The 20,772-nt window shown below is 62.3% G+C and carries 16 protein-coding genes; 10 read left to right on the top strand and 6 right to left on the bottom strand.

The annotated features are described in order from the left end of the window. Positions 1–401: 401 nt before the first annotated feature. The 3 genes from HCN58_RS27105 to HCN58_RS27095 all read left to right on the top strand — a co-directional run bounded on the left by HCN58_RS27105 (position 402) and on the right by HCN58_RS27095 (position 3,639). Positions 402–860 carry a GNAT family N-acetyltransferase gene (locus HCN58_RS27105; RefSeq protein WP_210266161.1) on the top strand — a complete coding sequence of 153 codons (459 nt, stop codon included), beginning with the start codon at positions 402–404 and terminating at the stop codon, positions 858–860. A gap of 219 nt (positions 861–1,079) precedes the next feature. After that, positions 1,080–2,804 (top strand): dihydroxy-acid dehydratase, encoded by a 1,725-nt coding sequence (ilvD, locus tag HCN58_RS27100; RefSeq protein ID WP_171582409.1) that lies wholly within the window; start codon positions 1,080–1,082, stop codon positions 2,802–2,804. Beyond that, a complete protein-coding gene (locus tag HCN58_RS27095) occupies positions 2,791–3,639 on the top strand; it encodes a tetratricopeptide repeat protein (protein WP_171582408.1) in 849 nt (282 codons plus the stop codon). Before ilvD ends, HCN58_RS27095 begins: the two co-directional genes overlap by 14 nt. A gap of 124 nt (positions 3,640–3,763) precedes the next feature. Here the strand turns inward: HCN58_RS27095 and HCN58_RS27090 are convergent, their stop codons facing one another. Both HCN58_RS27090 and xth read right to left on the bottom strand, forming a co-directional pair. Next, positions 3,764–4,264 carry a GNAT family N-acetyltransferase gene (locus HCN58_RS27090; protein ID WP_210266160.1) on the bottom strand — a complete coding sequence of 167 codons (501 nt, stop codon included), beginning with the start codon at positions 4,262–4,264 and terminating at the stop codon, positions 3,764–3,766. Next, on the bottom strand, positions 4,261–5,052 hold the full coding sequence (gene xth, locus HCN58_RS27085; RefSeq protein ID WP_171582407.1) for an exodeoxyribonuclease III: 792 nt from the start codon (positions 5,050–5,052) through the stop codon (positions 4,261–4,263). Before xth ends, HCN58_RS27090 begins: the two co-directional genes overlap by 4 nt. A 156-nt stretch (positions 5,053–5,208) precedes the next feature. On the opposite strand from xth, the gene HCN58_RS27080 reads away from it, so the two are divergent. From HCN58_RS27080 to HCN58_RS27065, 4 genes are all read left to right on the top strand, one after another. Beyond that, positions 5,209–6,339: an efflux RND transporter periplasmic adaptor subunit gene (locus HCN58_RS27080; RefSeq protein ID WP_171582406.1), complete on the top strand. Its 1,131-nt coding sequence runs from the start codon at positions 5,209–5,211 to the stop codon at positions 6,337–6,339. Positions 6,340–6,342: 3 nt separating this feature from the next. Continuing rightward, positions 6,343–9,471: an efflux RND transporter permease subunit gene (locus tag HCN58_RS27075; protein WP_171582405.1), complete on the top strand. Its 3,129-nt coding sequence runs from the start codon at positions 6,343–6,345 to the stop codon at positions 9,469–9,471. Next, positions 9,471–10,322 carry an amidohydrolase family protein gene (locus HCN58_RS27070; protein WP_171582404.1) on the top strand — a complete coding sequence of 284 codons (852 nt, stop codon included), beginning with the start codon at positions 9,471–9,473 and terminating at the stop codon, positions 10,320–10,322. The genes HCN58_RS27075 and HCN58_RS27070 overlap by 1 nt, the downstream gene beginning before the upstream one ends. Positions 10,323–10,783: 461 nt before the next feature. Beyond that, positions 10,784–11,260, top strand: a complete 477-nt coding sequence (locus tag HCN58_RS27065) for a hypothetical protein (RefSeq protein ID WP_171582403.1) — start codon at positions 10,784–10,786, stop codon at positions 11,258–11,260. Positions 11,261–11,959: 699 nt separating this feature from the next. Here HCN58_RS27065 and HCN58_RS27055 read toward each other — a convergent pair. From HCN58_RS27055 to HCN58_RS27045, 3 genes are all read right to left on the bottom strand, one after another. Beyond that, complete coding sequence (locus HCN58_RS27055; RefSeq protein WP_171582402.1) at positions 11,960–13,234, bottom strand: Spy/CpxP family protein refolding chaperone; 1,275 nt, start codon at positions 13,232–13,234, stop codon at positions 11,960–11,962. Positions 13,235–13,961: 727 nt separating this feature from the next. Next, a complete protein-coding gene (locus HCN58_RS27050) occupies positions 13,962–14,930 on the bottom strand; it encodes a tripartite tricarboxylate transporter substrate binding protein BugD (protein ID WP_171582401.1) in 969 nt (322 codons plus the stop codon). 79 nt (positions 14,931–15,009) lie between these two features. After that, complete coding sequence (locus HCN58_RS27045; RefSeq protein WP_171582400.1) at positions 15,010–16,083, bottom strand: tartrate dehydrogenase; 1,074 nt, start codon at positions 16,081–16,083, stop codon at positions 15,010–15,012. A gap of 110 nt (positions 16,084–16,193) precedes the next feature. Between HCN58_RS27045 and HCN58_RS27040 the strand changes: the two genes are divergently transcribed. After that, positions 16,194–17,099 (top strand): LysR family transcriptional regulator, encoded by a 906-nt coding sequence (locus HCN58_RS27040; protein WP_171582399.1) that lies wholly within the window; start codon positions 16,194–16,196, stop codon positions 17,097–17,099. Between the two features lie 174 nt (positions 17,100–17,273). Here HCN58_RS27040 and erpA read toward each other — a convergent pair whose 3' ends face one another. Then, entirely contained in the window at positions 17,274–17,603 is a 330-nt protein-coding gene (erpA, locus tag HCN58_RS27035) for an iron-sulfur cluster insertion protein ErpA (protein WP_171582398.1), read from the bottom strand. A gap of 104 nt (positions 17,604–17,707) precedes the next feature. Between erpA and HCN58_RS27030 the strand changes: the two genes are divergently transcribed. Both HCN58_RS27030 and argS read left to right on the top strand, forming a co-directional pair. After that, on the top strand, positions 17,708–18,916 hold the full coding sequence (locus HCN58_RS27030; protein WP_171582397.1) for a deoxyguanosinetriphosphate triphosphohydrolase: 1,209 nt from the start codon (positions 17,708–17,710) through the stop codon (positions 18,914–18,916). Between the two features lie 9 nt (positions 18,917–18,925). Further along, the gene (gene argS, locus HCN58_RS27025) at positions 18,926–20,719 is read left to right on the top strand and encodes an arginine--tRNA ligase (protein WP_171582396.1); all 1,794 of its coding nucleotides are present in this window, start codon (positions 18,926–18,928) and stop codon (positions 20,717–20,719) included. The last annotated feature ends 53 nt before the right edge of the window (positions 20,720–20,772 follow it).

The following is a 20,772-nucleotide window of genomic DNA, read 5'->3' as shown; positions in this document are numbered from 1 at the left end:
ACAAACTGCGTACCGCGTTGTTCTCTCTTGCATATGAACGACCCACGCCGACGGTGCACATGTCTCGGGTCGCATCATTGCGTGATGAAAACTGGCGCAAAAGTGCCGGCCGCACAAAAATGACGCGATCCCTTTAACATGATGCACGGCACGGGATGTGGTTTTCGGTGTGCGCCATGACGGCAATCGAAAGGCAGGCGCTGTGGATATCGTTTGAGTTGCGTTGTCCGATCCACGGTGACGCTGGGACGCTCGGCAAATGGTTGGTCTGGATACGTTGCGGGTCTCGCGCTGGACTTCCGTTATGGATCGCCCTCAGGTTGTGACAGGCTGAAAGTCTGGTCTCCCGGAATCGAGGCTCTCGTTAGATTTGGTCAGCTTTGAAAGCAGAGGAGGGTAGCTTGATAGAATTCCGTTGGTATCGCTTTGACGAATTCGGTTCACAGGAACTGTACTGCATGCTTGCGTTGCGACAGGAGATACTGGTGGTCGAGCAGCAGTCGCCCTACTCGGACTTGGATTTTGCCGACCAGACCGCGTCGCATTTGCTGGCGAAAATAGGCGCAGATTTTGTCGCTTATGCTCGATGCACCTGGCCTTCTGAAGAGACCGCCTTTGCGTCATTTGGCAGAGTAGTCGTTTCAAAACAATATCGGGGAACGGGACTTGGGAAGGAGCTCGTGCAAAGGAGTCTCGCGCGCCTTGGAGAGGAGTCGTGCGATATCGTCATTGGCGCGCAGCTATATCTAGAAAATTTCTATTCGCATTTCGGGTTCGTACGCGATGGCGAGCCATACGATGATGTGGGAGTTCCGCATCTAAGGATGCGGTTGCGCCACGAGTACGCGCGCCGGATTTGATCCCGAAATGGTTGCCGTTGCGACACGATTGTTGCGCGACCGCAACAGTAGGGGAAGATCTGGTTAACCGCCCCGCCCGCCTCTTGCTCGCGCCGCTTTTTGGCCACACCCCTCCATGAAACCATTTCCTTCATAGCTGATTGGCGACAAGACGGCGAAGGCAACGGGAAATTGCTCCCGAGACCGACAGGGAAATGGCTGGGAAAACAGGTTCCGCGGATGGACGCCAAGACTGACATCAAGAAGAGGTTGCCGAGCCGTCACGTGACGGAGGGGCCGGAGCGTGCCCCTCATCGGTCCTATCTCTACGCGATGGGGCTAACCACCGACCAGATCCACCAGCCTTTTGTCGGCGTCGCGTCCTGCTGGAATGAAGCCGCGCCCTGCAATATCTCGCTGATGCGTCAGGCGCAGGCGGTCAAGAAGGGCGTCGCGGCTGCCGGCGGCACCCCGCGCGAATTCTGCACCATCACCGTCACCGACGGCATCGCCATGGGCCATGACGGCATGCGCTCGTCGCTGCCTTCGAGGGAGTGCATCGCCGACTCGGTCGAGCTGACCGTGCGCGGCCATGCCTATGACGCGCTGGTCGGGCTTGCCGGCTGCGACAAGTCGCTGCCGGGTATGATGATGGCGATGGTCCGGCTCAACGTGCCCTCGATCTTCATCTATGGCGGCTCGATCCTGCCCGGCAATTTCCGCGGCCAGCAGGTCACGGTGCAGGACATGTTCGAGGCGGTGGGCAAGCATTCCGTCGGCGAAATGTCGGATGCCGATCTCGACGAAATCGAGCGGGTGGCCTGTCCCTCGGCTGGTGCATGCGGCGCACAATTCACCGCCAACACCATGGCGACGGTGTCCGAGGCGATTGGCCTGGCGCTGCCCTATTCGGCCGGGGCGCCAGCGCCTTATGAGATTCGCGACGCGTTTTGCGCCGCCGCCGGCGAGAAGATTCTGGAGCTGATCGCAGCCAACATCCGCCCGCGCGACATCGTCACCCGGCGTTCGCTGGAAAACGCCGCTGCTGTCGTTGCCGCCTCCGGCGGGTCGACCAATGCTGCGTTGCACCTGCCGGCGATCGCGCATGAGTGCGGGATAAAATTTGACTTATTCGACGTGGCCGAAATCTTCAAAAAGACTCCTTATGTCGCGGATTTGAAGCCAGGGGGCCGTTATGTTGCCAAAGACATGTTCGAGGTTGGTGGCATTCCGCTTCTGATGAAGACGCTGCTCGACAATGGCCACCTGCACGGAGATTGCATAACCGTCACGGGCCGTACGATCGCCGAAAACCTCAAGAGCGTGAAATGGAATCCGCACCAGGATGTGGTGCGGTCCGCCGACAACCCGATCACCGTCACGGGAGGCGTTGTCGGGCTGAAGGGTAATCTCGCGCCGGAGGGTGCGATCGTGAAGGTCGCCGGAATGTCGAAGCTGAAATTTACTGGTCCTGCCCGTTGCTTCGACCGCGAGGAAGACGCCTTCGAGTCGGTTCAGAAAAAGACCTACAAGGAGGGCGAGGTCATCGTGATCCGCTATGAGGGGCCGCGCGGCGGTCCCGGCATGCGGGAGATGCTCTCGACCACGGCGGCGCTGACCGGGCAGGGGATGGGCGGCAAGGTCGCCCTGATCACCGACGGCCGGTTCTCCGGCGCCACCCGCGGATTCTGCATCGGCCATGTCGGACCGGAGGCGGCCGTGGGTGGCCCGATCGCCCTGTTGCAAAATGGTGACATTATCGAGATCGACGCCGAGGCCGGTACCCTTAACGTAAAATTGACCGACGCCGAACTCGCCGAACGTAAAACCAAATGGGCGCCTCGACAGACTAACCACACGTCGGGTGCGCTGTGGAAATATGCCCAACAGGTTGGGCCGGCGGTGGACGGGGCTGTGACCCATCCTGGCGGTGCGCACGAGAAACAGTGTTATGCGGACATCTAGGCGTATCATTCTTGCGTTGATGCTGGGGGCCGCGCCGGTGGCGGCTCCGGGATTCGCATTTGACGGCGCGCCGGTGAAGCCGGACGCCGCCCTTCCCGTAATGAACCAGCCGGCCGCCGCGCAGGCCGTCACGGCCCAGGCTCTGAAGAAGGCGCCCGCCGCCGCGGCGCCGACGGCGACGGCGGTTGCCGCGCCCTCCCTGAACTCGCTGCAATACGCCGCCGAGGGCGGCCACCCCGTCGCGCAGTGGAAGCTGGGGCGGATGTATGCCGATGGCGATGGCGTCGTGCAGGACGATTTGCGCGCCTTCGAATATTTCAGCCGTATCGCCAACGCGCATGCCGAGGACAGCCCGTCGGCGCCGCAGGCGGCCATCGTCGCCAACGCCTTCGTGGCGCTGGGGCGTTACTACCTCAACGGCATTCCGAACTCCAAGATCAAGCCGGACACCGATCGCGCCCGGGAGATGTTCTCCTATGCCGCTTCCTATTTCGGCAATGCTGACGCGCAATACGATCTGGCGCGGCTTTACCTGAAGACCCCGGACGCCTCGCGGGATGATTTCCGCTACGGCGCGCGCTGGCTCGGTCTGGCGGCCCAGAAGGGCCAGCATCAGGCGCAGGCCATGCTCGGCCAGATGCTGTTCAACGGCGACCGGCTGCCGCGGCAGGCGGCGCGGGGTTTGATGTGGCTGACGCTGGCACGCGACAACGCCGCCCCCGACGAGACCTGGATCCGCGAAAGCTACAACCGAGCTTTCGCCAAAGCCTCCGACGACGACCGCGCCACGGCTTTGCAGATGCTCGAGCACTGGGTGCAGGGCAAGCGGGACTGACGGCACTGCCGTAAGGTGGGCAAAGGCGCTCTTGCGCCGTGCCCACCATCTCTCCGAGATCGTAGATAGAAATGGTGGGCATGCTTCGCTTTGCCCACCCTACTATTCCTGCGCTTCGCACACCCTACGATTCCGCGACAATCTCCTTCGACATCGGATAGCCGGAGTTCGTGCCGAACTTTCCCTGAGGCGCGCCCTCATCGATGTACCCCGCCGACTGATAGAAGCGATGCGCCGTCTCTGTGCTGGTCAAGTTGCAACGGCTGTTACCTCGCTCCACCGCTCTGGCTTCGAGCGCCCTTAGCAAGGCCCGGCTGACGCCGCGAAACCGCGCGTCGGGCGCGACATAGTTCAGCGTGATCTCCCCTGCATCCGTTACGGACCCGACGGCCAGCACGGCGTCGGCCTCGATCGCGAGCAGGAGCGAGTTTCCCTGCTGAGTGGCCCATGCCGCGACGATTTCCGGCGTCTTGTTAGCCAGCCAGGCGCTCAAGATCACCGGATTGTTGCGGTGATCGGCAACGCATAACCGGGATATCGATTCCGTGAGGACGTGGCAGGCCGCGACGGCATCGTCGGGCGACGCATCTCGAAACTCCACCTTCGCTATGCCTGTCGTGCTCAAGCCTTCTCCAGATCGAAATCCGCCCAGACCGGCACGTGGTCGGACGGCTTCTCCCAGGCGCGGACGTAGCTGTCGACGCCGACATCGGTCAGACGGTCGCTGGCCTGCGGCGACAGCAGGAGGTGGTCGATTCGAAGGCCCCAGTTCTTCTGCCAGGCGCCTGCCTGGTAGTCCCAGAAGGTGTAGAGGCCCGGCTCGTCAGTCACTGCGCGCAGGGCATCGGTCAGGCCGAGGCCGAGCAGGGACTGAAAGGTTTCGCGGGTTTTCGGGCGGAACAGCGCGTCGTTACCCCAGGCGGCAGGGTTATAGACATCGGCGGCAGCCGGAATGACGTTAAAGTCGCCTGCGAGCACGAGCGGTTCTTCCGCCTTAAGTCGCTCCTTCGAGTACTCAAGAAGCCGCGACATCCATTTGAGTTTATAGGGATATTTATCCGTGTCCGGCGGGTTTCCGTTGGGCAGATAAAGGCAGGCGATCCGCATCACGCCGGTCTTCAGCGTCACCACGCCTTCGAGGAATCTGGCGTGGGCGTCCTCGTCGTCGCCGGCCAGGCCCGATTTGGTCTCGTCGAATGGCAGTTTCGACAGTAGCGCGACCCCGTTGAAGGTCTTCTGCCCATGGGTCACGACATTATAGCCGAGCGCCTCGAACTCCAGCCGCGGGAACGCCTCGTCAGTGCATTTGGTTTCCTGCAGGCAGACGATGTCGGGCGAGCATTCGCCAAGCCAAGTCAACAGGTGCTCGATCCGCTGCCGGATCGAATTGACGTTCCAGGTTGCAACACGCATGAAATTGGCTCGGGATTGTAACTACACATTTTCTGGCAGTGGCATACCATGTGCAGCGAGGCTGTGATAACTGTTTAGAAATAAGGCGCAAACATCGCCGTCAAGGGGCTAGGAGAATGCTGTCCCGTCCTTTCAGGACCGGCGGGCGTAAAAATTATGAAAAAGCGTAGCTTGATACTTCTTGTCGGCGCCATTGGCATCCTTGCGGCGGCCGGTTTTGTCACCCGCTCCTCATGGATGGGCGGCACCTCCAACGCCCAGGGCCCGCAGCGGCCGCGGATGGTTTCCGTCGAGCTGGCCAAAGCGGAGCGCAAGTCCGTGCCCGTCGACGTCGATGCGATCGGGATGGTGACGCCGATCTCCAGCGTGGCACTGAAGTCGCGGCTGGAGACCACCATCGTCGCGGTGCATTTCGAGGACGGCGCCAAGGTCAATGAGGGCGATCTCCTGTTCACGCTCGACAGCCGCCAGATCGATGCCCAGATCGAGCAGGCCGAGGGCGTGCTGGCCAAGGACCAGGCGCAGCTCGAGGGCGCGCAGCGCGACCTCCGCCGCTTCAACGATCTCGTCGCCAAGGGCGCGACCACCCAGGTCAATGTCGACAACGCTAGGACCCAGTCCGACATCCTGACCGGCACCATCAAGGCTGACCAGGCCGCGCTCGACAATCTGAAGGTCCAGAAGAGCTACACCACGATCCGCGCCCCGTTCTCGGGGCGCATCAGCGTCGCCAATGTGAAGGTTGGCAATTTCGTGCGCCCGGCCGACACCACCCCGCTTGCCGTCATCAATCAGATGGCGCCGGTCTATGTCACTTTCTCGGTTCCGCAGCGCGTGCTGGTCGATTTGCGTGAGTCGATGGCGAAGGGCGTCTCCGGCGTCACCGCCACCATCCCGGGCCGTCAACACTCCGAGAGCGGCAAGGTCGCGATGGTCGAAAACACCGTGGATATGGCCACAGGCATGGTCACCGTGCGCGGCATCATGGCCAACGAGAACGAGACGTTGTGGCCTGGGACCTTGGTTGCTACCAAGCTCGTCATCCGGAACGAAGACTCCGTCGTGGTGCCGACGGTCGCCGTGCAGCGCAGCCAGAGCGGCAATTTCGTCTTCGTGGTCAAGGACGGCACGGCCAAGGTCCAGCCGGTCAAGGTCGACCGTACCGCGCAGGGCATGTCGGTGATTTCCGAAGGGCTCGCCGGCGACGAGAGCGTCGTGACGGACGGCCAGTTGCTGCTGTCGGACGGATCGCGGGTAGAGCCGCGGGCGAAAAAGGCCGGGGCGTAGCCGATGACGCTCTCCGAACTCTGTATCCGCCGACCGGTCATGACGACGCTGATCACGGCGTCGATCATCGCGTTCGGCATCTTCGGTTTCCGCCTGCTGCCGGTCTCGGCGCTGCCGCGGGTCGATTTCCCGACCATTGCCGTGACCGCGACGCTGCCGGGCGCCAGCGCGGACACCATGGCGGCCTCGGTCGCCGGCGTCATCGAGCGCCAGCTTTCGACGGTTGCCGGCATCTCCTCGATGTCGTCGAACTCGTCGCAGGGCACCAGCACCATCACCATCCAGTTCGATCTCAACCGCAACATCGATGCCGCGGCGCTCGACGTGCAGACCGCGCTGACCATTGCGCAGCGCCGGTTGCCGGTCGAGATGATCATCCCGCCGAGCTTCCGCAAAGTGAACCCGGCCGATTTCCCTGTGCTGTTTGTCGTGCTCAACTCATCGACGCTGCCGTTGTCGGCGGTCCACGAATATGGCGACATCACCATCGGCCAGACGCTGTCGCAGATTCCGGGCGTCGCCCAGGTCAGCGTCTACGGCGCGCAGAAATTCGCCATTCGGGTCCAGGCCGACCCGGAGGCCGCCGCGGCACGCGGGCTGTCGCTCGAAGACATCAGGACGGCGGTGTCGCGCGCCAATTCCTCGACCCCGGTCGGCACGCTGAACGGGCCGAAACAGGATGTGGCGCTGCAGGCCTCAGGCCAGATGGACAAGGCGATGGACTATCGCCAGATCGTGGTGGCCTGGCGCAACGGCTCCCCGGTTAAGCTCGACGAGGTCGCGCGGATCTACGACAGTGTCGAGAACGAGCGGATCGCGAGTTGGCTGAACGGCGAGCGCGCCATCGTGCTCGGCATCCAGAAGCAGCCGGACGCCAACACGGTGGCGGTGGTCGATTCCGTTCTGGCCAAGTTCCCGGCGCTGCGCGCACAGATCCCGCCATCGGTATCGATCAACGTCCTGATGGACCGCTCGGTATCCATCCGGCAGGCGGTGGCCGACGTCGAGGAAACATTGCTGATCGCGATCGCCCTGGTGATCCTCGTCATCTTCCTGTTCCTGCGCTCGGCGTCCGCGACCTTCATCCCGGCGCTGGCGGTTCCGATCTCCCTGTTCGGCACCTGCGCCGTGATGTACGCGCTCGATTACTCCATCAACAACATGACGCTGCTGGCGCTGACGCTCTCGGTCGGCTTCGTGGTCGACGACGCCATCGTCATGCTGGAGAACATCGTCCGCCACATCGAGCACGGCATGCGGCCATTCGAGGCCGCGCTGAAGGGCGCGCGCGAGATCGGCTTTACCATCATCTCGATCACCTTCTCGCTGATTGCCGTGTTCATTCCGGTCTTGCTGATGGGCGGCATTGTCGGCCGCGTGTTCCGCGAATTTGCGGTGACGGTATCGGTCGCGATCATCGTGTCCGGATTCGTCTCGCTGACGCTGACGCCGATGCTGTGCGCGCGCGTGCTGCGAGCGCATGACGCGACCAAGAAGCCGAACATCGTGCTTCGCGTCTTCGAGAGGATGTTCGAGTCCTGGCTGCGCGCCTATGAATGGACGCTCGATCTCGTGCTGGCCCGAAAATTCCTGATGCTGATGGTGACGCTGGCGACCCTTGGCGGCACCGTCTACCTCTACATGATCGTGCCGAAGGGCTTCTTTCCGCAGGAGGACACCGGCTTTCTGATCGGCGTGACGGAAGCTGCCACCGATACCTCCTTCGACGCGATGAAGGAGCGGCAGCAGGCGCTGGTCGACGTGCTGAAATCCGATCCTGCGATCGAATACATCAATTCCACCGTCGGCGCCGGCGGCCCCAACACGACGGCGAATTACGGCCGCCTGTTCATCGCGCTGAAGCCGAAGAAGGACCGCGACAACCTCAATTCGATCATTGGCCGGCTGCGCGGCAAGGCGCGGCAGATTCCGGGCATGCAGGCCTTCTTCCAACCGATCCAAAATCTCAATATCGGCGGCCGGATTTCCAAGAGCCAGTATCAATATGTGATGCAGAGCGGCGACACCGAGTCGCTGTACCGGCTGGCGCCGGAGATGCGCGAGAAGATCGAGAAGCTGCCAGGCCTGCTCGACGTCACCACCGACCTCTACATCAAGAACCCGCAGATGACGGTCGATATCGACCGCGAAAAGGCCGCCGTCTACGGCGTCACCGTCGATCAGGTCCGCAACCAACTCTACAACGCCTACGGCTCGCGTCAGGTCGGCACCATCTACATGCCGTCGAATGATTACCAGATCATCCTGGAAGTGCAGCCGCAGTTCCGGGTTGATCCGTCCGATTTGTCCAAGCTCTACATGAAGACTCAGAACAACCAGACCATCCCGCTGTCAGCGGTGGCAAAACTGGTTCCGACGGTCGGTCCGCTGCAGATCAACCACCAGGCCCAGCAGCCGGCCGTGACGATCTCCTTCAACCTCGCGCCCGGCTATTCGCTGGGCTATGCGGTCGACCAGATCACCACGCTCGAACAGGCCTCGAACCTGCCGGCGACGATTGCAACCGGCTTCTCCGGCACCGCGCAGGTGTTCCAGGATTCGCTGCGCGGGCAGGGCGTCCTGATCCTCGCCGCGGTGTTCGCCGCCTTCGTCATTCTCGGCATTCTCTACGAGAGCTTTATCCACCCGATCACCATCATCTCCGGCCTGCCGTCTGCCGGCATTGGTGCGATCCTGACTCTGATGCTGTTCGGCATGGAGTTGTCTGTCATCGCGATGATCGGCATCGTGATGCTGGTCGGCATCGTCAAGAAGAACGCCATCATGATGGTGGACTTTGCCCTGGAGCGTCGCCGCGTGGGCCTCAGCGCCGAGCACGCGATCCGGGAAGCGGCGCTCTTGCGTTTCCGTCCGATCATGATGACGACGTTTGCCGCGATCTTCGGCACGCTGCCGATCGCGCTCGGCGCCGGCGCCGGCGCCGAACTGCGCCAGCCGCTCGGCATCGCCGTGGTCGGCGGCCTCTGCGTGTCGCAATTGCTGACGCTGTACATTACGCCCGTGATCTACATCTATCTCGACCGCATCGACCGCCGCCTGCGGCGCAAGCTCGAACCTCAGCTGCAGGAAGCGGGCGAGGGCGAGCGGCCGCACGTCGTCGCCGCCGAATGATGACGTTCGGTCGGGCGTCGCGATTCATCGCCCTGCTGATTGCGCTCGCATGGATGGCAGGCACAATCGACCGCGCCAACGCCGACGAACCGATCGAAATCTTCGACGCCCATCTGCACTACAATTGGGAGCCCAAGCCTCATTTTGGCGTCGACGAGGTGCTGGCGCTGTTCAGGAAGCATGGCGTCACCGGCATCCTCGCAACCAGCCGCCCCAACGCCGGCACGCATGTACTCATGGACGCCAAGCCGCAGGGCCTGTGGATCGTCCCCTTCATCCGGCCCTATCGCGTACGCGCCGACATCCAGACCTGGTTCGGCGACCCCTTCATCTTCGATCTGGTCCAGGACGAATTCAAACGCGGCTATTACCGCGGCATCGGCGAATTCCACATCTCGGGCAAAGCCGCGGATACCGAGTGGGTGAAGAAGACCGTCGATTTCGCGGTCGAGCACGACCTCTATCTGCACGCCCATGCCGACGACATCGCCGTCCAAATCTTGATGCGCCACAATCCGCGCGCCCGCATCATCTGGGCCCATACCGGATTTGGTCTCTCCACCGAGCGCGTCGCGGAGATGCTTTCAAAATATCCAAAACTGTGGGGCGAATTATCCTATCGCGGCGGCATCGTCGACGGCAGTGGCACGCTGACGGCCGAATGGCGAGCGCTGTTCGAGCGCTATCCCGACCGCTTCCTGCTCGGCTCCGACACCTGGATCAACGGGCGCTGGGAAAGCTACGGCGAGATCATGGCCGGGTATCGTGCGTGGCTCGCGCAATTGCCGCCAAAGATCGCGACGCAGATTGCCAACGGGAATGCGAAGGCGTTGTTTGGCGCCGAGCGCTGAGCGCGAGGCGTAAAGGTCGCTCAATCCGCAAACTCGCAGCCAAAAGTGCGCCATCCGCCGATCGTCGAAGCGAATTTCAGAGGTGATCTGACGCCACTGCGACGTTCCGCGGGACGCCGATTGGCGCCGCGGTTCCCACGCTGTGAGGGCGGGTTTCATCACCGAAAATGGCAGGACACAGGAGGTTCCCGGAGGCTTCCCTGGGGGCCATTGACGGCGATTATGCTCGGTTTCTGACAAAGCACCAGAATTTGCGCCGCCGCGCTCGGAATTGGCATGGAATTGCTTTTTGCGGCCGCCCCCGACTGGTGAAGATCACGATCAAGCGCTGAACCTTTCTTCCGTCGCTAAGACCTAAATTTGTGTCCGAGCCTGCATGCTGGACAATCCCAAGAACGTCGGCCGCTGGCGAGGCACGGCAAGCATTCCACATTCAATTCCAGCAAACGCAGGAGGAGCACATGCGCAAGTCTCTCGCCGTTTTCCTTTCTGGCGTGGCTCTGGCCATTGCGGCGTCGAGCGCTCTAGCCGGAGAGCAGGTACTCGAATTCAAGCTCGTCACCAAGCCGATCGACTACAAAGTAACAGAGGCAGCAAACATCGAAGGCCAAACGGTCGCGTCCGGCAGACTGTTCGGCGTTGCCGTCTTCAAGGACGGCCGTATAGGGGTGAAAGAGTTCGTCAATTCCTCAGACTTGCTCAAAGGCACGGGACCCTTCTACGGCTACAGCACCTACACGTTCGAGGAGGGCTCGATCACGGCGCGTTACACCGGCTCGGTCAAAGACGGCCGGTCAAATGGCGAATATACGATCCTCTCGGGCACGGGTGCCTATGCGAACGCTAAGGGCGCGGGCACCATCGAAAGCGCGCCGAACCCGTTCAAGGGCGTCAACCTCTTGAACATAAAACTGGTCGTCAAAACGCCCGGTACGTAAGAGTCCTTACACGCAGACGCGCCTCCGCCACTCTGGTGACGTGAGGCGCGGCTTTGCTCATGCGCATGAGTTCACGCGGCGCAACCGCAATGCCGATCATTTTGTCGTCGCCGCGGTCCACGGCGTGACGGCAAATTTTGACTTTGAATTCGAAAGAAGACCATCGTCAATCTGGTCTCCGCAATCGTCCCCCGCTGGACCTCGCGATTGGCAACGCGAGGCTTCGATTCATGCGGCATTACCAACGGCAGTGGCACGCTGACGGCCGAATGGCGAGCGCTGTTCGAGCGGCTATCCCGACCGCTTCCTGCTCGGCTCTGACACCTGGATCAATCAGCGCTGGGAAGCTATGGCGAGATCATGGCGGGTTATCGCGCTTGGCTCGGCCAGTTGCCGCCGAAGATTGCGGCACAGATCGCCAACGGCAACGCGAAGGCGTTGTTCGGTCCTGGCCAGTAGCCCGTTCACTCATAAACGGGACGTTCGGCCTAGGTGCGTTCGATCCGCTTGTCCCCCATGAGCGGCGCAAAAAAAGAACGCGCCGGTAGGTCCGGGTTGGACCAGAAGCTGGCTTTCTAGGAACGGTAGTTATTGGAGCAAAAGCGGATGCTGATCATCTCCTGGGCGTCGGTCCGAGGTCACGACGCGATCTTCCACTGAACACGTCTCCGATCCTTCGCCGATCGGAATGCGTGGCAATCACGGCGCTCGTTTTGGTCCGATCAGCTCGAACTGAGACTTCTGCTCATCGCTCAGCGTAGCATAGAAGTCTTCCAGCGCGTCGCTCACCAGATTGATGGCTTGTTGCATGGTACCGAGCCGGCCATCCACCGCGGCAAGGCGAGCGGGTGGCGTGATCGCATCTTTCGGCTGACATTCATAGCTCAGCATCTCGACAGCTCTGGCGCTGGCACGCTGCATTCGTTCAAGCGCGTCGCGTTGGGCGTCGGTCGGGTGTAGCCTGGCCTCGATCTCGCCAGCCGGCCATTGCAACGCGGCTGGCAGGGACGCTTCGCAGCCCTGGGCCGGCGCCTTCATGCCCCCGTTTGCGGACGCCGTCTTGAGCTGATCATCGGCGAGTGCGTTGAGCCGTGCTTTCTGCTCGTCATCCAGCAAATCATAAAGTTCGCCTAGCAGCGGCTCCAGGGATATTACTGAGTTGAGAATAGCCGCAGTGCGTTGCTGCATCACGGCCAATCGGGCCGGCGCCGTTGATGCGGGCTGCGTCGGACAAGATGCCTGAATGATCTGAGCGGCCGAGTTCGATGCGTCGGCAAGACGGTCCAGCGCGGCCCGTTGGGCCTCGGTCGGCTGAATCGCCCGCTGAATCTGATCAATGGCGAGACCGGTAGTTTCGCGGCTGGCATCACCGCAGAGCTGCTGCAGAGGCGGGATCCCTCGTTCTCTTCGGTCGGAAGAGCCTGGTGCCATATAAGCCGCTAGTTCGTCACTGCCGTAAGGTCCAAAAATTCCGGCATAGATGTCGGGGTAGCCGTAGTCCCAAAAGCCCACGCCATCGCCGAAGATGGCATAACCATAAATATCATTGTAGGCGAATGGCCAGAACAGCGGTCCAACCCAGCCGTATCCGCCATGGCCATGCGACCACCACCCGTCTGTAGTGTTACGGTCACCATGCCAGTGAGCAAGTGCGGCAGTCGCGGCGATCTGCCTGCGTGCCGCAGGGTCAGTGAATAGCCTGCCAACAACCAACTCCTCCTCGCCGGAGGGCTGGTTCGTCGCGGACGGAATGTTTTGTAAAGCGACGGGCGCGTTTCTGACCCGACGGACGTGCACCCGGCGGTGATGCCTGTGGCCGCTATAAAACGGCCCTGGCGCAAGCAAGCGGGCGAACGCGAATTTCACGCTGCCAAGTGGGCCGAGACCGAAATGTCCGCGCCCTTTCGCAGTGGCGGCACTCGACAGCGCGGTCACCAGTACGACAGCGATTACTGTAACGCCGAACTTCGACATGGCACCTCCCGTGCCAAGCCTTGGCCGCGTCACTTATGACGCCGCACAGGACCGAAAGTTCCTTGTAAGCAATCATGCAGACCAAGGCATCGCGCTTAAAAACGGCAGCAATCACGTCGTTTCACAAGGCCCTAGTGGCGCATACAGTCTGCAGAGTCGGCCTAGGGTCGAAAGCGGCGATGGAGGCAAGCGCGAACGCTATCTGGTGTGCCTGTGCCAGCCGAGGTGACAACGGCCTAGCGCTGGCTCGAGGCCACAAGCGGACGCCTCCCTCAATCGCTAAAGTTCGATGGAGTTGTTGAGGCTTCCATTAATCTGCTTAGGCCAATTTGGCGAAAGACCGTACCCTTCCCCCGTGATATACTCAGTTGTCATGTTCACAACCCGGCACGGCCGCACGTTTCTAGGCATCGCGATTATTCTGGCGCTGCTCGGTCTGCTAGACTTGGTGGTCGATGGGCTAATTTATTTCGGCCCGTACTCTTTGTTTGCCGTAATTGCTGTAGCCTCGCTTATGCGGGCCGCTGCCTCTCTTGCCAGACGGCGCGGGTGGGGAAGTGAGGGGCGCCTCACCAGACTTCTTAATAGGCCGAGGTTCGTGGATGAGAGCCGTCGATCGGGCTAAGCCCTATCGGGCTAGGGTCTAACGACCGCTTGGGCCAGAAGCAGCGGCGAAGGCGAGTTGAGTCCGGACCACCTCGGACAACCGACGTCGTGACGGCTACGCTCAATCCGCAAACTGACCTGCCGCGCGAATAATCGGCGCCCAGCGATCGACCTCGCTGATCAATTGCGCCTTCAACGCTTCGGGCGTGGCCTGATCCTGCGGGACGGGTTCGGTGTTGATGTCGTTGAAGCGCTTCACCAGGTCCGGGTCCCGCAATGCTTCCTGAAGCGTCTGGGCTAGCTTTTGAACGATGTCGTCGGGCGTGCCCTTCGGTGCGTAGATGCCGTGCCAGGCGCCGACTTCAAAACCTTTCAAGCCGGCTTCGTCAGCGGCCGGAAGATCAGGCATCGATGCCAGCCGTGTCTTCGTCGTGATGGCGTAGGCCTTGACCAGCTTCGACGCGATCGGGCTCGTGGTGTTGGTGGTCTGATCGCAGGAGAGGTCAATCTGCTTGGCGATCAGATCATTCATCACGGGCGCATTGCCCTTGTAGGGCACGGTCAGGATTTCCTTGCCGACGGCGGTCATGAACAGCATACCGCAGAGATGCGACGCGGCGCCGAGGCCCGCATTGCCGAACGTCATCTTGTCGCCGTTGGCCTTAATGTAGGTGACCAGCTCGGCCAGCGTGTTCGGCGGCAGATCGGGCCGGCCGATGATCGTCATCGGTGCGTTTGTGACGAGGCCGATCGGCGCGAACGCCGTCTTGGTGTCGTAGGCCAACTTGCGGTACAGCGTCGCCGCCGTGGAGATGCCGATGTGGTGGATCATTAGGGTGTAGCCGTCCGGTTCCGCGCGCGAGGCGCGCGTCGCCGCAATGGTGCCGCCGGCGCCTGTTGCGTTCTCGATGATGATGGACTGGCCCAGCAGTTTCGACATCGACTGCGCGGTGACCCGCGCCACCGTATCGGTGGCGCCGCCCGCGGCGAACGGCACCAGCAACGTAATAGGCCGGCTGGGATAGTTTTGCGCAAAGGCGACAGAACTGAGCATCGCAAACGCGGCGGCGATGACGGCTGTTTTCCTCATACGTGCCTCCCAAAGAATTTTGTTTTGTTTGGCCTTCAACTCAGACCTCTAACCCCACGATCGATTCGTCGTGCGGCTCTCACACGTTGGAGCTATGGATCGCTTCCACAACGGCCGCGGTGACGTCCTTGGTCGTCGCGGTGCCGCCGACGTCGGGCGTCGTGATTCCGGCGCCCGTGACCTTCTCCACGGCGCGCATCAGCCGCGCCGACGCGTCAGCCTCGCCGAGATGATCGAGCATCTGCGACGCCGTCCAGAAGCTCGCGACCGGGTTGGCGATGCCCTTGCCGGTGATATCGAATGCCGAGCCGTGGATCGGCTCAAACATCGAGGGAAAGCGTCGTTCGGGATCGATGTTCGCCGTCGGCGCCACGCCGAGGCTGCCCGCCAGTGCGCCGGCGAGATCGGACAGGATATCGGCGTGGAGATTGGTGGCGACAATGGTATCGAGACTCTGCGGCTTCAGAGTCATCCGCACCGTCATCGCATCGACCAGCATCTTGTCCCAGGTGACGTCAGGAAACTCTTTCGAGACCTCCTCGGCGATCTCGTCCCACATCACCATGCCATGCCGCTGCGCATTCGATTTTGTCACCACCGTGAGCAGCTTGCGTGGCCGAGACTGCGCCAGGCGGAATGCGTAGCGCATGATACGCTGGACGCCGACGCGGGTGAAAACGGCCACTTCCGTGCCGACTTCCTCCGGCAGGCCGCGATGCACCCGCCCGCCGCAGCCGGCATATTCGCCTTCGGAGTTTTCGCGCACGATCACCCAGTCGAGGTCGCCCACCTCGGCATGGCGAAGCGGCGAGGTGATGCCAGGCAGGATGCGGGTCGGCCGGACATTGGCGTACTGATCAAAACCCTGGCAGATCGGCAGGCGCAGGCCCCATAGTGTGATGTGGTCGGGCACGTCGGGCGCGCCGACCGCGCCGAAATAGATTGCGTCGAATTTCTTCAGCGTGGCGAGTGCATCCGTCGGCATCATCACGCCGTGCTTGCGGTAATAGGCCGAGCCCCAATCGAAGGTTTCGACGTTGAATTTCACGTCGCCGAGCCGCTTCGCGAGGCTTTCGAGCGCAGTGACGCCGGCGGCAATCACTTCCGGACCGATCCCGTCGGCCGGAATGGCGGCGATTGAATATTCACGCATCGAATTCTCCGTAAACCAGCTTCGTCGGCACAGCTTGCGGCCTCGGGAGAGGTCGGGCAATTGCCTCGCGTTTATACAAAAAATTGATATAATCGCCCGCGGGAGGGCCGATGGACCTGGATCACTTGCGTTGCTTCGTGGCCGCGGCCGAGGAGCTGCATTTTGGCCGGGCGGCGCAGCGGCTCGATATGCTGCCGTCGGCGCTCGGCCGTTTTGTCCGGCTGCTCGAAGAGGATCTTGGCACGCGGCTGATGACGCGCACGACGCGAAGCGTCACGTTGACCGACGATGGCGCCGTGCTGCTGAAGGATGCGCGTGCCTTGCTGGCGCAGGCCGATGCACTGGCCGGCAAGTTCCGTACGCGCGGCCGAAAACGCGCGGCAAACATTCGCGTCGGCGCGATCGACAGCGCCGCCGCGGGACTGTTGCCGCGGTTGCTGCACGATTTCCGCAAACGTTGGCCCGACGTCTCCGTGCAACTGGTGGAGGATAAGACGGTGCGCCTGCTGCCGCGCCTGTTGTCCGGCCGGCTCGATCTTGCCTTCGTTCGCCCACCGGAGCGGCCCGACAAGCGGCTGGAGTTTGCCTTCCTGCTACACGAGACTGCCGTTGTTGCGGTTGCCGACCGGCATCCGCTGGCACCGCGCAAGCAAGTGATCATCGCCGATCTCGAAAACGAGCCGTTGATCGTGCCCGAACGCCGCTCGCGGCCGCACAGCCACGATCTCACCATGAAACTGTTCGCCGAGGCCGGGCTCGAGGCGCATGTTGCCCAGATCGCCGACGAGAAGCAGACCATCGTCAATCTGGTCTCCACCGGCCTCGGCGTCGCCATCGTCCCGCGATGGACCTCGCGCATGGCGACGCGCGGTGTCCAGTTCATCCGCCTCGCCGCCTCCGACATGAACAAGCTCCCGCTCGCCGCCGCCTGGACCCGCGGCACGGGCGATCCGGTGAGGGATGACGTGTTGGCAATGCTGAAAGCAGATTTGCGACGCTACGCGCGAGAGGCTTAGCCGGTCCCGTCATCGTCCGCCAACGGGTCGCGCGAATGCGCACCCGATGACAGGCTCCGGCGGACGATCCAGTATTCCAGAGGCCGGAGTGATTGAACCGATAAGCCGCGGCGTACTGGATACCCCGCCTTCGCGGGGTATGACAGTCAACGTGATGAGACGCAGTCGCTTCTCTCAGATCGAAAAACTGGTCCCGCAGCCACACGACGCCGTGGCGTTCGGGTTGACCACGCGGAAGGAGGCGCCGATCAGGTCGTCGACGAAATCGACTTCGGAGCCGGCGAGGAACGGCACCGAGGCTGGGTCGACCAGCACTACCGCGCCCTCACGCGCAATCACGAGGTCGTCCTCCGCTTTGGCGTGGTCGACATCGAATTTGTACTGGAAGCCGGAGCAGCCGCCGCCCTCGACGGAGATGCGCAGCATGGCGCCGTCGCCTTCGGACTTGAGGATTTCGCCGATGCGGCGGGCAGCCCGCTCGCTGACGGTGATGGCAGTGGTCATGGCATGGTCTCCGGCCCCGTCATACCCAATTCATTTGGTATGCCGCGTCAGACATAGTTAAGTGCGTAATCTCGCGGAATCAAATGGATAAGGACTAAAAAACCGTGTCGGTCGGAATGGCTGCCCCCCGTGCGCCCTATGGCTGCGACCCTGATTCCAGCCGCGGCCGGCTGTTTACGGAGCCGCCGAGCCGGACCCGCAGCCCGTTCCGGCGCGATTGCGACCGGGTGATCCATTCCACCGCGTTCCGGCGGCTGAAGCACAAGACACAAGTTTTCGTGTTCCACGAGGGCGACCATTACCGCACCCGGCTGACCCATTCGCTGGAGGTGGCGCAGATCGCCCGCGCATTGGCCCGCCAGCTTGGCCTCGATGAGGATCTCACGGAAACACTGGCGCTGGCTCATGACCTCGGCCATCCCCCGTTCGGCCATGCCGGCGAGCGGGCGCTCGACAAATGCCTCACGGATCATGGCGGCTTCGACCACAACGCGCAGGCGCTGCGGGTCGTGACCTCGCTGGAGCATCGTTATCCCGAATTCGACGGGCTGAACCTGACCTGGGAGTCGCTGGAGGGCATCGTCAAGCACAACGGGCCGCTGACGGAGCGGGACGGGGCTCCGGCCGGGCCTTACCGCGACAGCGGCATCCCGATCGGCATTTCTGACTTCAACCAGAAATTCGATTTGGAGCTGTGGAGCTACGCCTCGCTGGAGGCGCAGGCCGCAGCGTTTGCCGACGACATCGCCTACGACGCCCACGATATCGACGACGGCCTGCGCGCCGGCCTGTTTGCCGTCGATGACCTCAAAGTGATGCCGCTGACTGAGTCCATCATCGCCGAAATCGACCGCCATTATCCCAATCTCGATGATGCCAGGCGCGGCGCGGAACTGGTGCGGGAGCTGATTTCCTACATGATCGGCGCGGTGATGTCGGAGGCGGGTAGGCGGCTTGCGGCGGCGAAGCCGCACTCGGCCCATGATGTCCGCCACCATCATCAGCCGCTGATCGCCTTTCCGCCTGACGTCGCCGAGCAGGAGGCCGCCATCAAGGCGTTCCTGAAGCAGCACATGTACCGCCACCACCGGGTGATGCGGGTGATGGGCGAGGCGGAAGGCATCCTGTTTGACTTGTTCGCGCGCTATCAGCATTCGCCGGCGGACCTGCCGGCCGAATGGGTGGAGGGTACCGAGCGCGTCACGGACGGCGAGCGGGCGCGCCGGATTGGCAACTTCATCGCCGGGATGACCGACCGCTACGCCCTGATGGAGCACCAACGGCTTTTTGACTCGACCCCGGATTTGCGTTAGGCGGCGGCCATGTCCGACAAGCCAGCTCCACAACATCTGTTCGCCGACGCGCTGGCGCGCGTGCAGGCGATCTGCGCCACGCTCGCAGCCGAGGGCCAGTGGCCCGCCGGCATCGATTTCTCCCGCGTCGTGGTCGAGCCGCCGCGCGATGCGAGCCATGGCGACATGGCGACCAATGCCGCCATGGTGCTGGCCAAGGACGCGAAGGCAAAACCGCGCGACCTCGCCGACAAGATCGCGGAAAAATTGCACGCCGACGATCTGGTCGCCGCCGTCGAGGTCGCCGGTCCCGGCTTCATCAACCTCACTTTGAAGCCTAGGGTCTGGGTGGATGAACTGCGCACCATGCTGCGCGAAGGTGCGGCCTATGGCAAAAGCGCGGTCGGCCGCGGCGCCAAGGTCAATGTCGAATACGTCTCGGCCAATCCGACGGGACCGATGCATGTCGGCCATTGCCGCGGCGCGGTGTTCGGCGATGCGCTGTGCGGGCTGCTTGATTTTGCAGGCTACGACGTCACCCGCGAATACTACATTAATGACGCCGGCGCGCAGGTCGACGTGCTCGCACGCTCAGCCTACTTGCGTTACCTGGAAGCGCTCGGCGAAGTTAGCGGCGAGATCCCGGAAGGGCTTTACCCCGGCGACTACCTCGTTCCGGTCGGCCAAGCGCTTGCTGCCGACCATGGCGACAAATTGAAGGCGATGCCCGATACCGCGTGGCTGCCGATCGTGCGCGCCAAGGCGATCGCCATGATGATGGACATGATCACGGGCGATCTCGCCGCGCTCAACATCAGGCACGACGTGTTCTTCTCGGAGCGGTCGCTGGTCGAGACCGGCAACAACAAGGTCACTGAGACCATCGATTTCCTGCGCGCCAAGGGCGACATCTACGAAGGCCGCCTGCCGCCGCCGAAGGGAAAGCCGGTCGAGGATTACGAAGACCGCATCCAGACGCTGTTCCGCGCCACCGCCTATGGCGATGACGTCGATCGTCCACTGATCAAGTCAGACGGCTCCTACACGTATTTCGCTTCCGACATCGCCTATCACAAGAACAAGGTCGATCGCGGTTTCCTCGACATGATCAACGTGTTCGGTGCTGATCACGGCGGCTACATCAAGCGAATGCAGGCGGCGGTGAAGGCCATCAGCGCCGGCAAGGCCGCACTTGACATCAAGATCGTGCAGCTCGTGCGGCTGTTGCGCGCCGGCGAGCAGGTGCGGATGTCAAAACGCTCCGGCGATTTCGTCACGTTGCGCGAAGTGGTCGACGAGGTCGGTTCCGATGCGGTGCGGTTCATGATGCTGTTCCGCAAGAACGACGCCGTGCTCGATTTCGACCTCGCCAAGGTGCTCGAACAGTCCAAGGACAATCCCGTATTCTACGTCCAGTACGGGCATGCCCGCGGCCACTCCATTTTCAAGAATGCCCGCGAGGTGATTCCGGATCTCCCCGAGGATGACGCGGCCCGGACGGCCTATTTGGGGGATGCCCCCGTGGAGCGGCTGACAGACCCGGCGGAACTTGACCTTTTGAAGCGGTTGGCGCTCTATCCCCGGATGGTCGAGGCGGCGGCGGTCGCACATGAGCCGCACCGAATCGCTTTTTATCTATATGATTTAGCCAGTGAATTTCATGCGTTGTGGACGAAAGGGCGAGATTTGCCCTATTTACGCTTCATTATAACTAATGATGCAGAGATCACGAGGGCGCGACTGGCTATGGTCCAGGGCGTCGTCTCGGTTCTAGCATCGGGCTTAGCCGTTCTCGGCGTCCACGCTCCGACCGAGATGCGGTAGGCAGGGGCGAAGGCCCTTCACGAATGGGGGTTCGTGGGGGTATCTGGCAGGGG

The organism is Bradyrhizobium australiense (genome assembly GCF_013114825.1).
GTDB lineage: Bacteria > Pseudomonadota > Alphaproteobacteria > Rhizobiales > Xanthobacteraceae > Bradyrhizobium > Bradyrhizobium australiense.
Note: the sequence above shows the minus strand (reverse complement) of the source record. Positions and strands in the feature narration are given on the sequence as shown.

What these genes read in the sequence shown, in the direction of transcription:
- ilvD (WP_171582409.1), top strand. Translation starts at nt 1,080, where the DNA reads ATGGACGCCAAGACTGACATCAAGAAGAGGTTGCCGAGCCGTCACGTG.
- HCN58_RS27095 (WP_171582408.1), top strand. Translation starts at nt 2,791, where the DNA reads ATGCGGACATCTAGGCGTATCATTCTTGCGTTGATGCTGGGGGCCGCG.
- xth (WP_171582407.1), bottom strand. Translation starts at nt 5,052, where the DNA reads ATGCGTGTTGCAACCTGGAACGTCAATTCGATCCGGCAGCGGATCGAG.
- HCN58_RS27080 (WP_171582406.1), top strand. Translation starts at nt 5,209, where the DNA reads ATGAAAAAGCGTAGCTTGATACTTCTTGTCGGCGCCATTGGCATCCTT.
- HCN58_RS27075 (WP_171582405.1), top strand. Translation starts at nt 6,343, where the DNA reads ATGACGCTCTCCGAACTCTGTATCCGCCGACCGGTCATGACGACGCTG.
- HCN58_RS27070 (WP_171582404.1), top strand. Translation starts at nt 9,471, where the DNA reads ATGACGTTCGGTCGGGCGTCGCGATTCATCGCCCTGCTGATTGCGCTC.
- HCN58_RS27065 (WP_171582403.1), top strand. Translation starts at nt 10,784, where the DNA reads ATGCGCAAGTCTCTCGCCGTTTTCCTTTCTGGCGTGGCTCTGGCCATT.
- HCN58_RS27055 (WP_171582402.1), bottom strand. Translation starts at nt 13,234, where the DNA reads ATGTCGAAGTTCGGCGTTACAGTAATCGCTGTCGTACTGGTGACCGCG.
- HCN58_RS27050 (WP_171582401.1), bottom strand. Translation starts at nt 14,930, where the DNA reads ATGAGGAAAACAGCCGTCATCGCCGCCGCGTTTGCGATGCTCAGTTCT.
- HCN58_RS27045 (WP_171582400.1), bottom strand. Translation starts at nt 16,083, where the DNA reads ATGCGTGAATATTCAATCGCCGCCATTCCGGCCGACGGGATCGGTCCG.
- HCN58_RS27040 (WP_171582399.1), top strand. Translation starts at nt 16,194, where the DNA reads ATGGACCTGGATCACTTGCGTTGCTTCGTGGCCGCGGCCGAGGAGCTG.
- erpA (WP_171582398.1), bottom strand. Translation starts at nt 17,603, where the DNA reads ATGACCACTGCCATCACCGTCAGCGAGCGGGCTGCCCGCCGCATCGGC.
- argS (WP_171582396.1), top strand. Translation starts at nt 18,926, where the DNA reads ATGTCCGACAAGCCAGCTCCACAACATCTGTTCGCCGACGCGCTGGCG.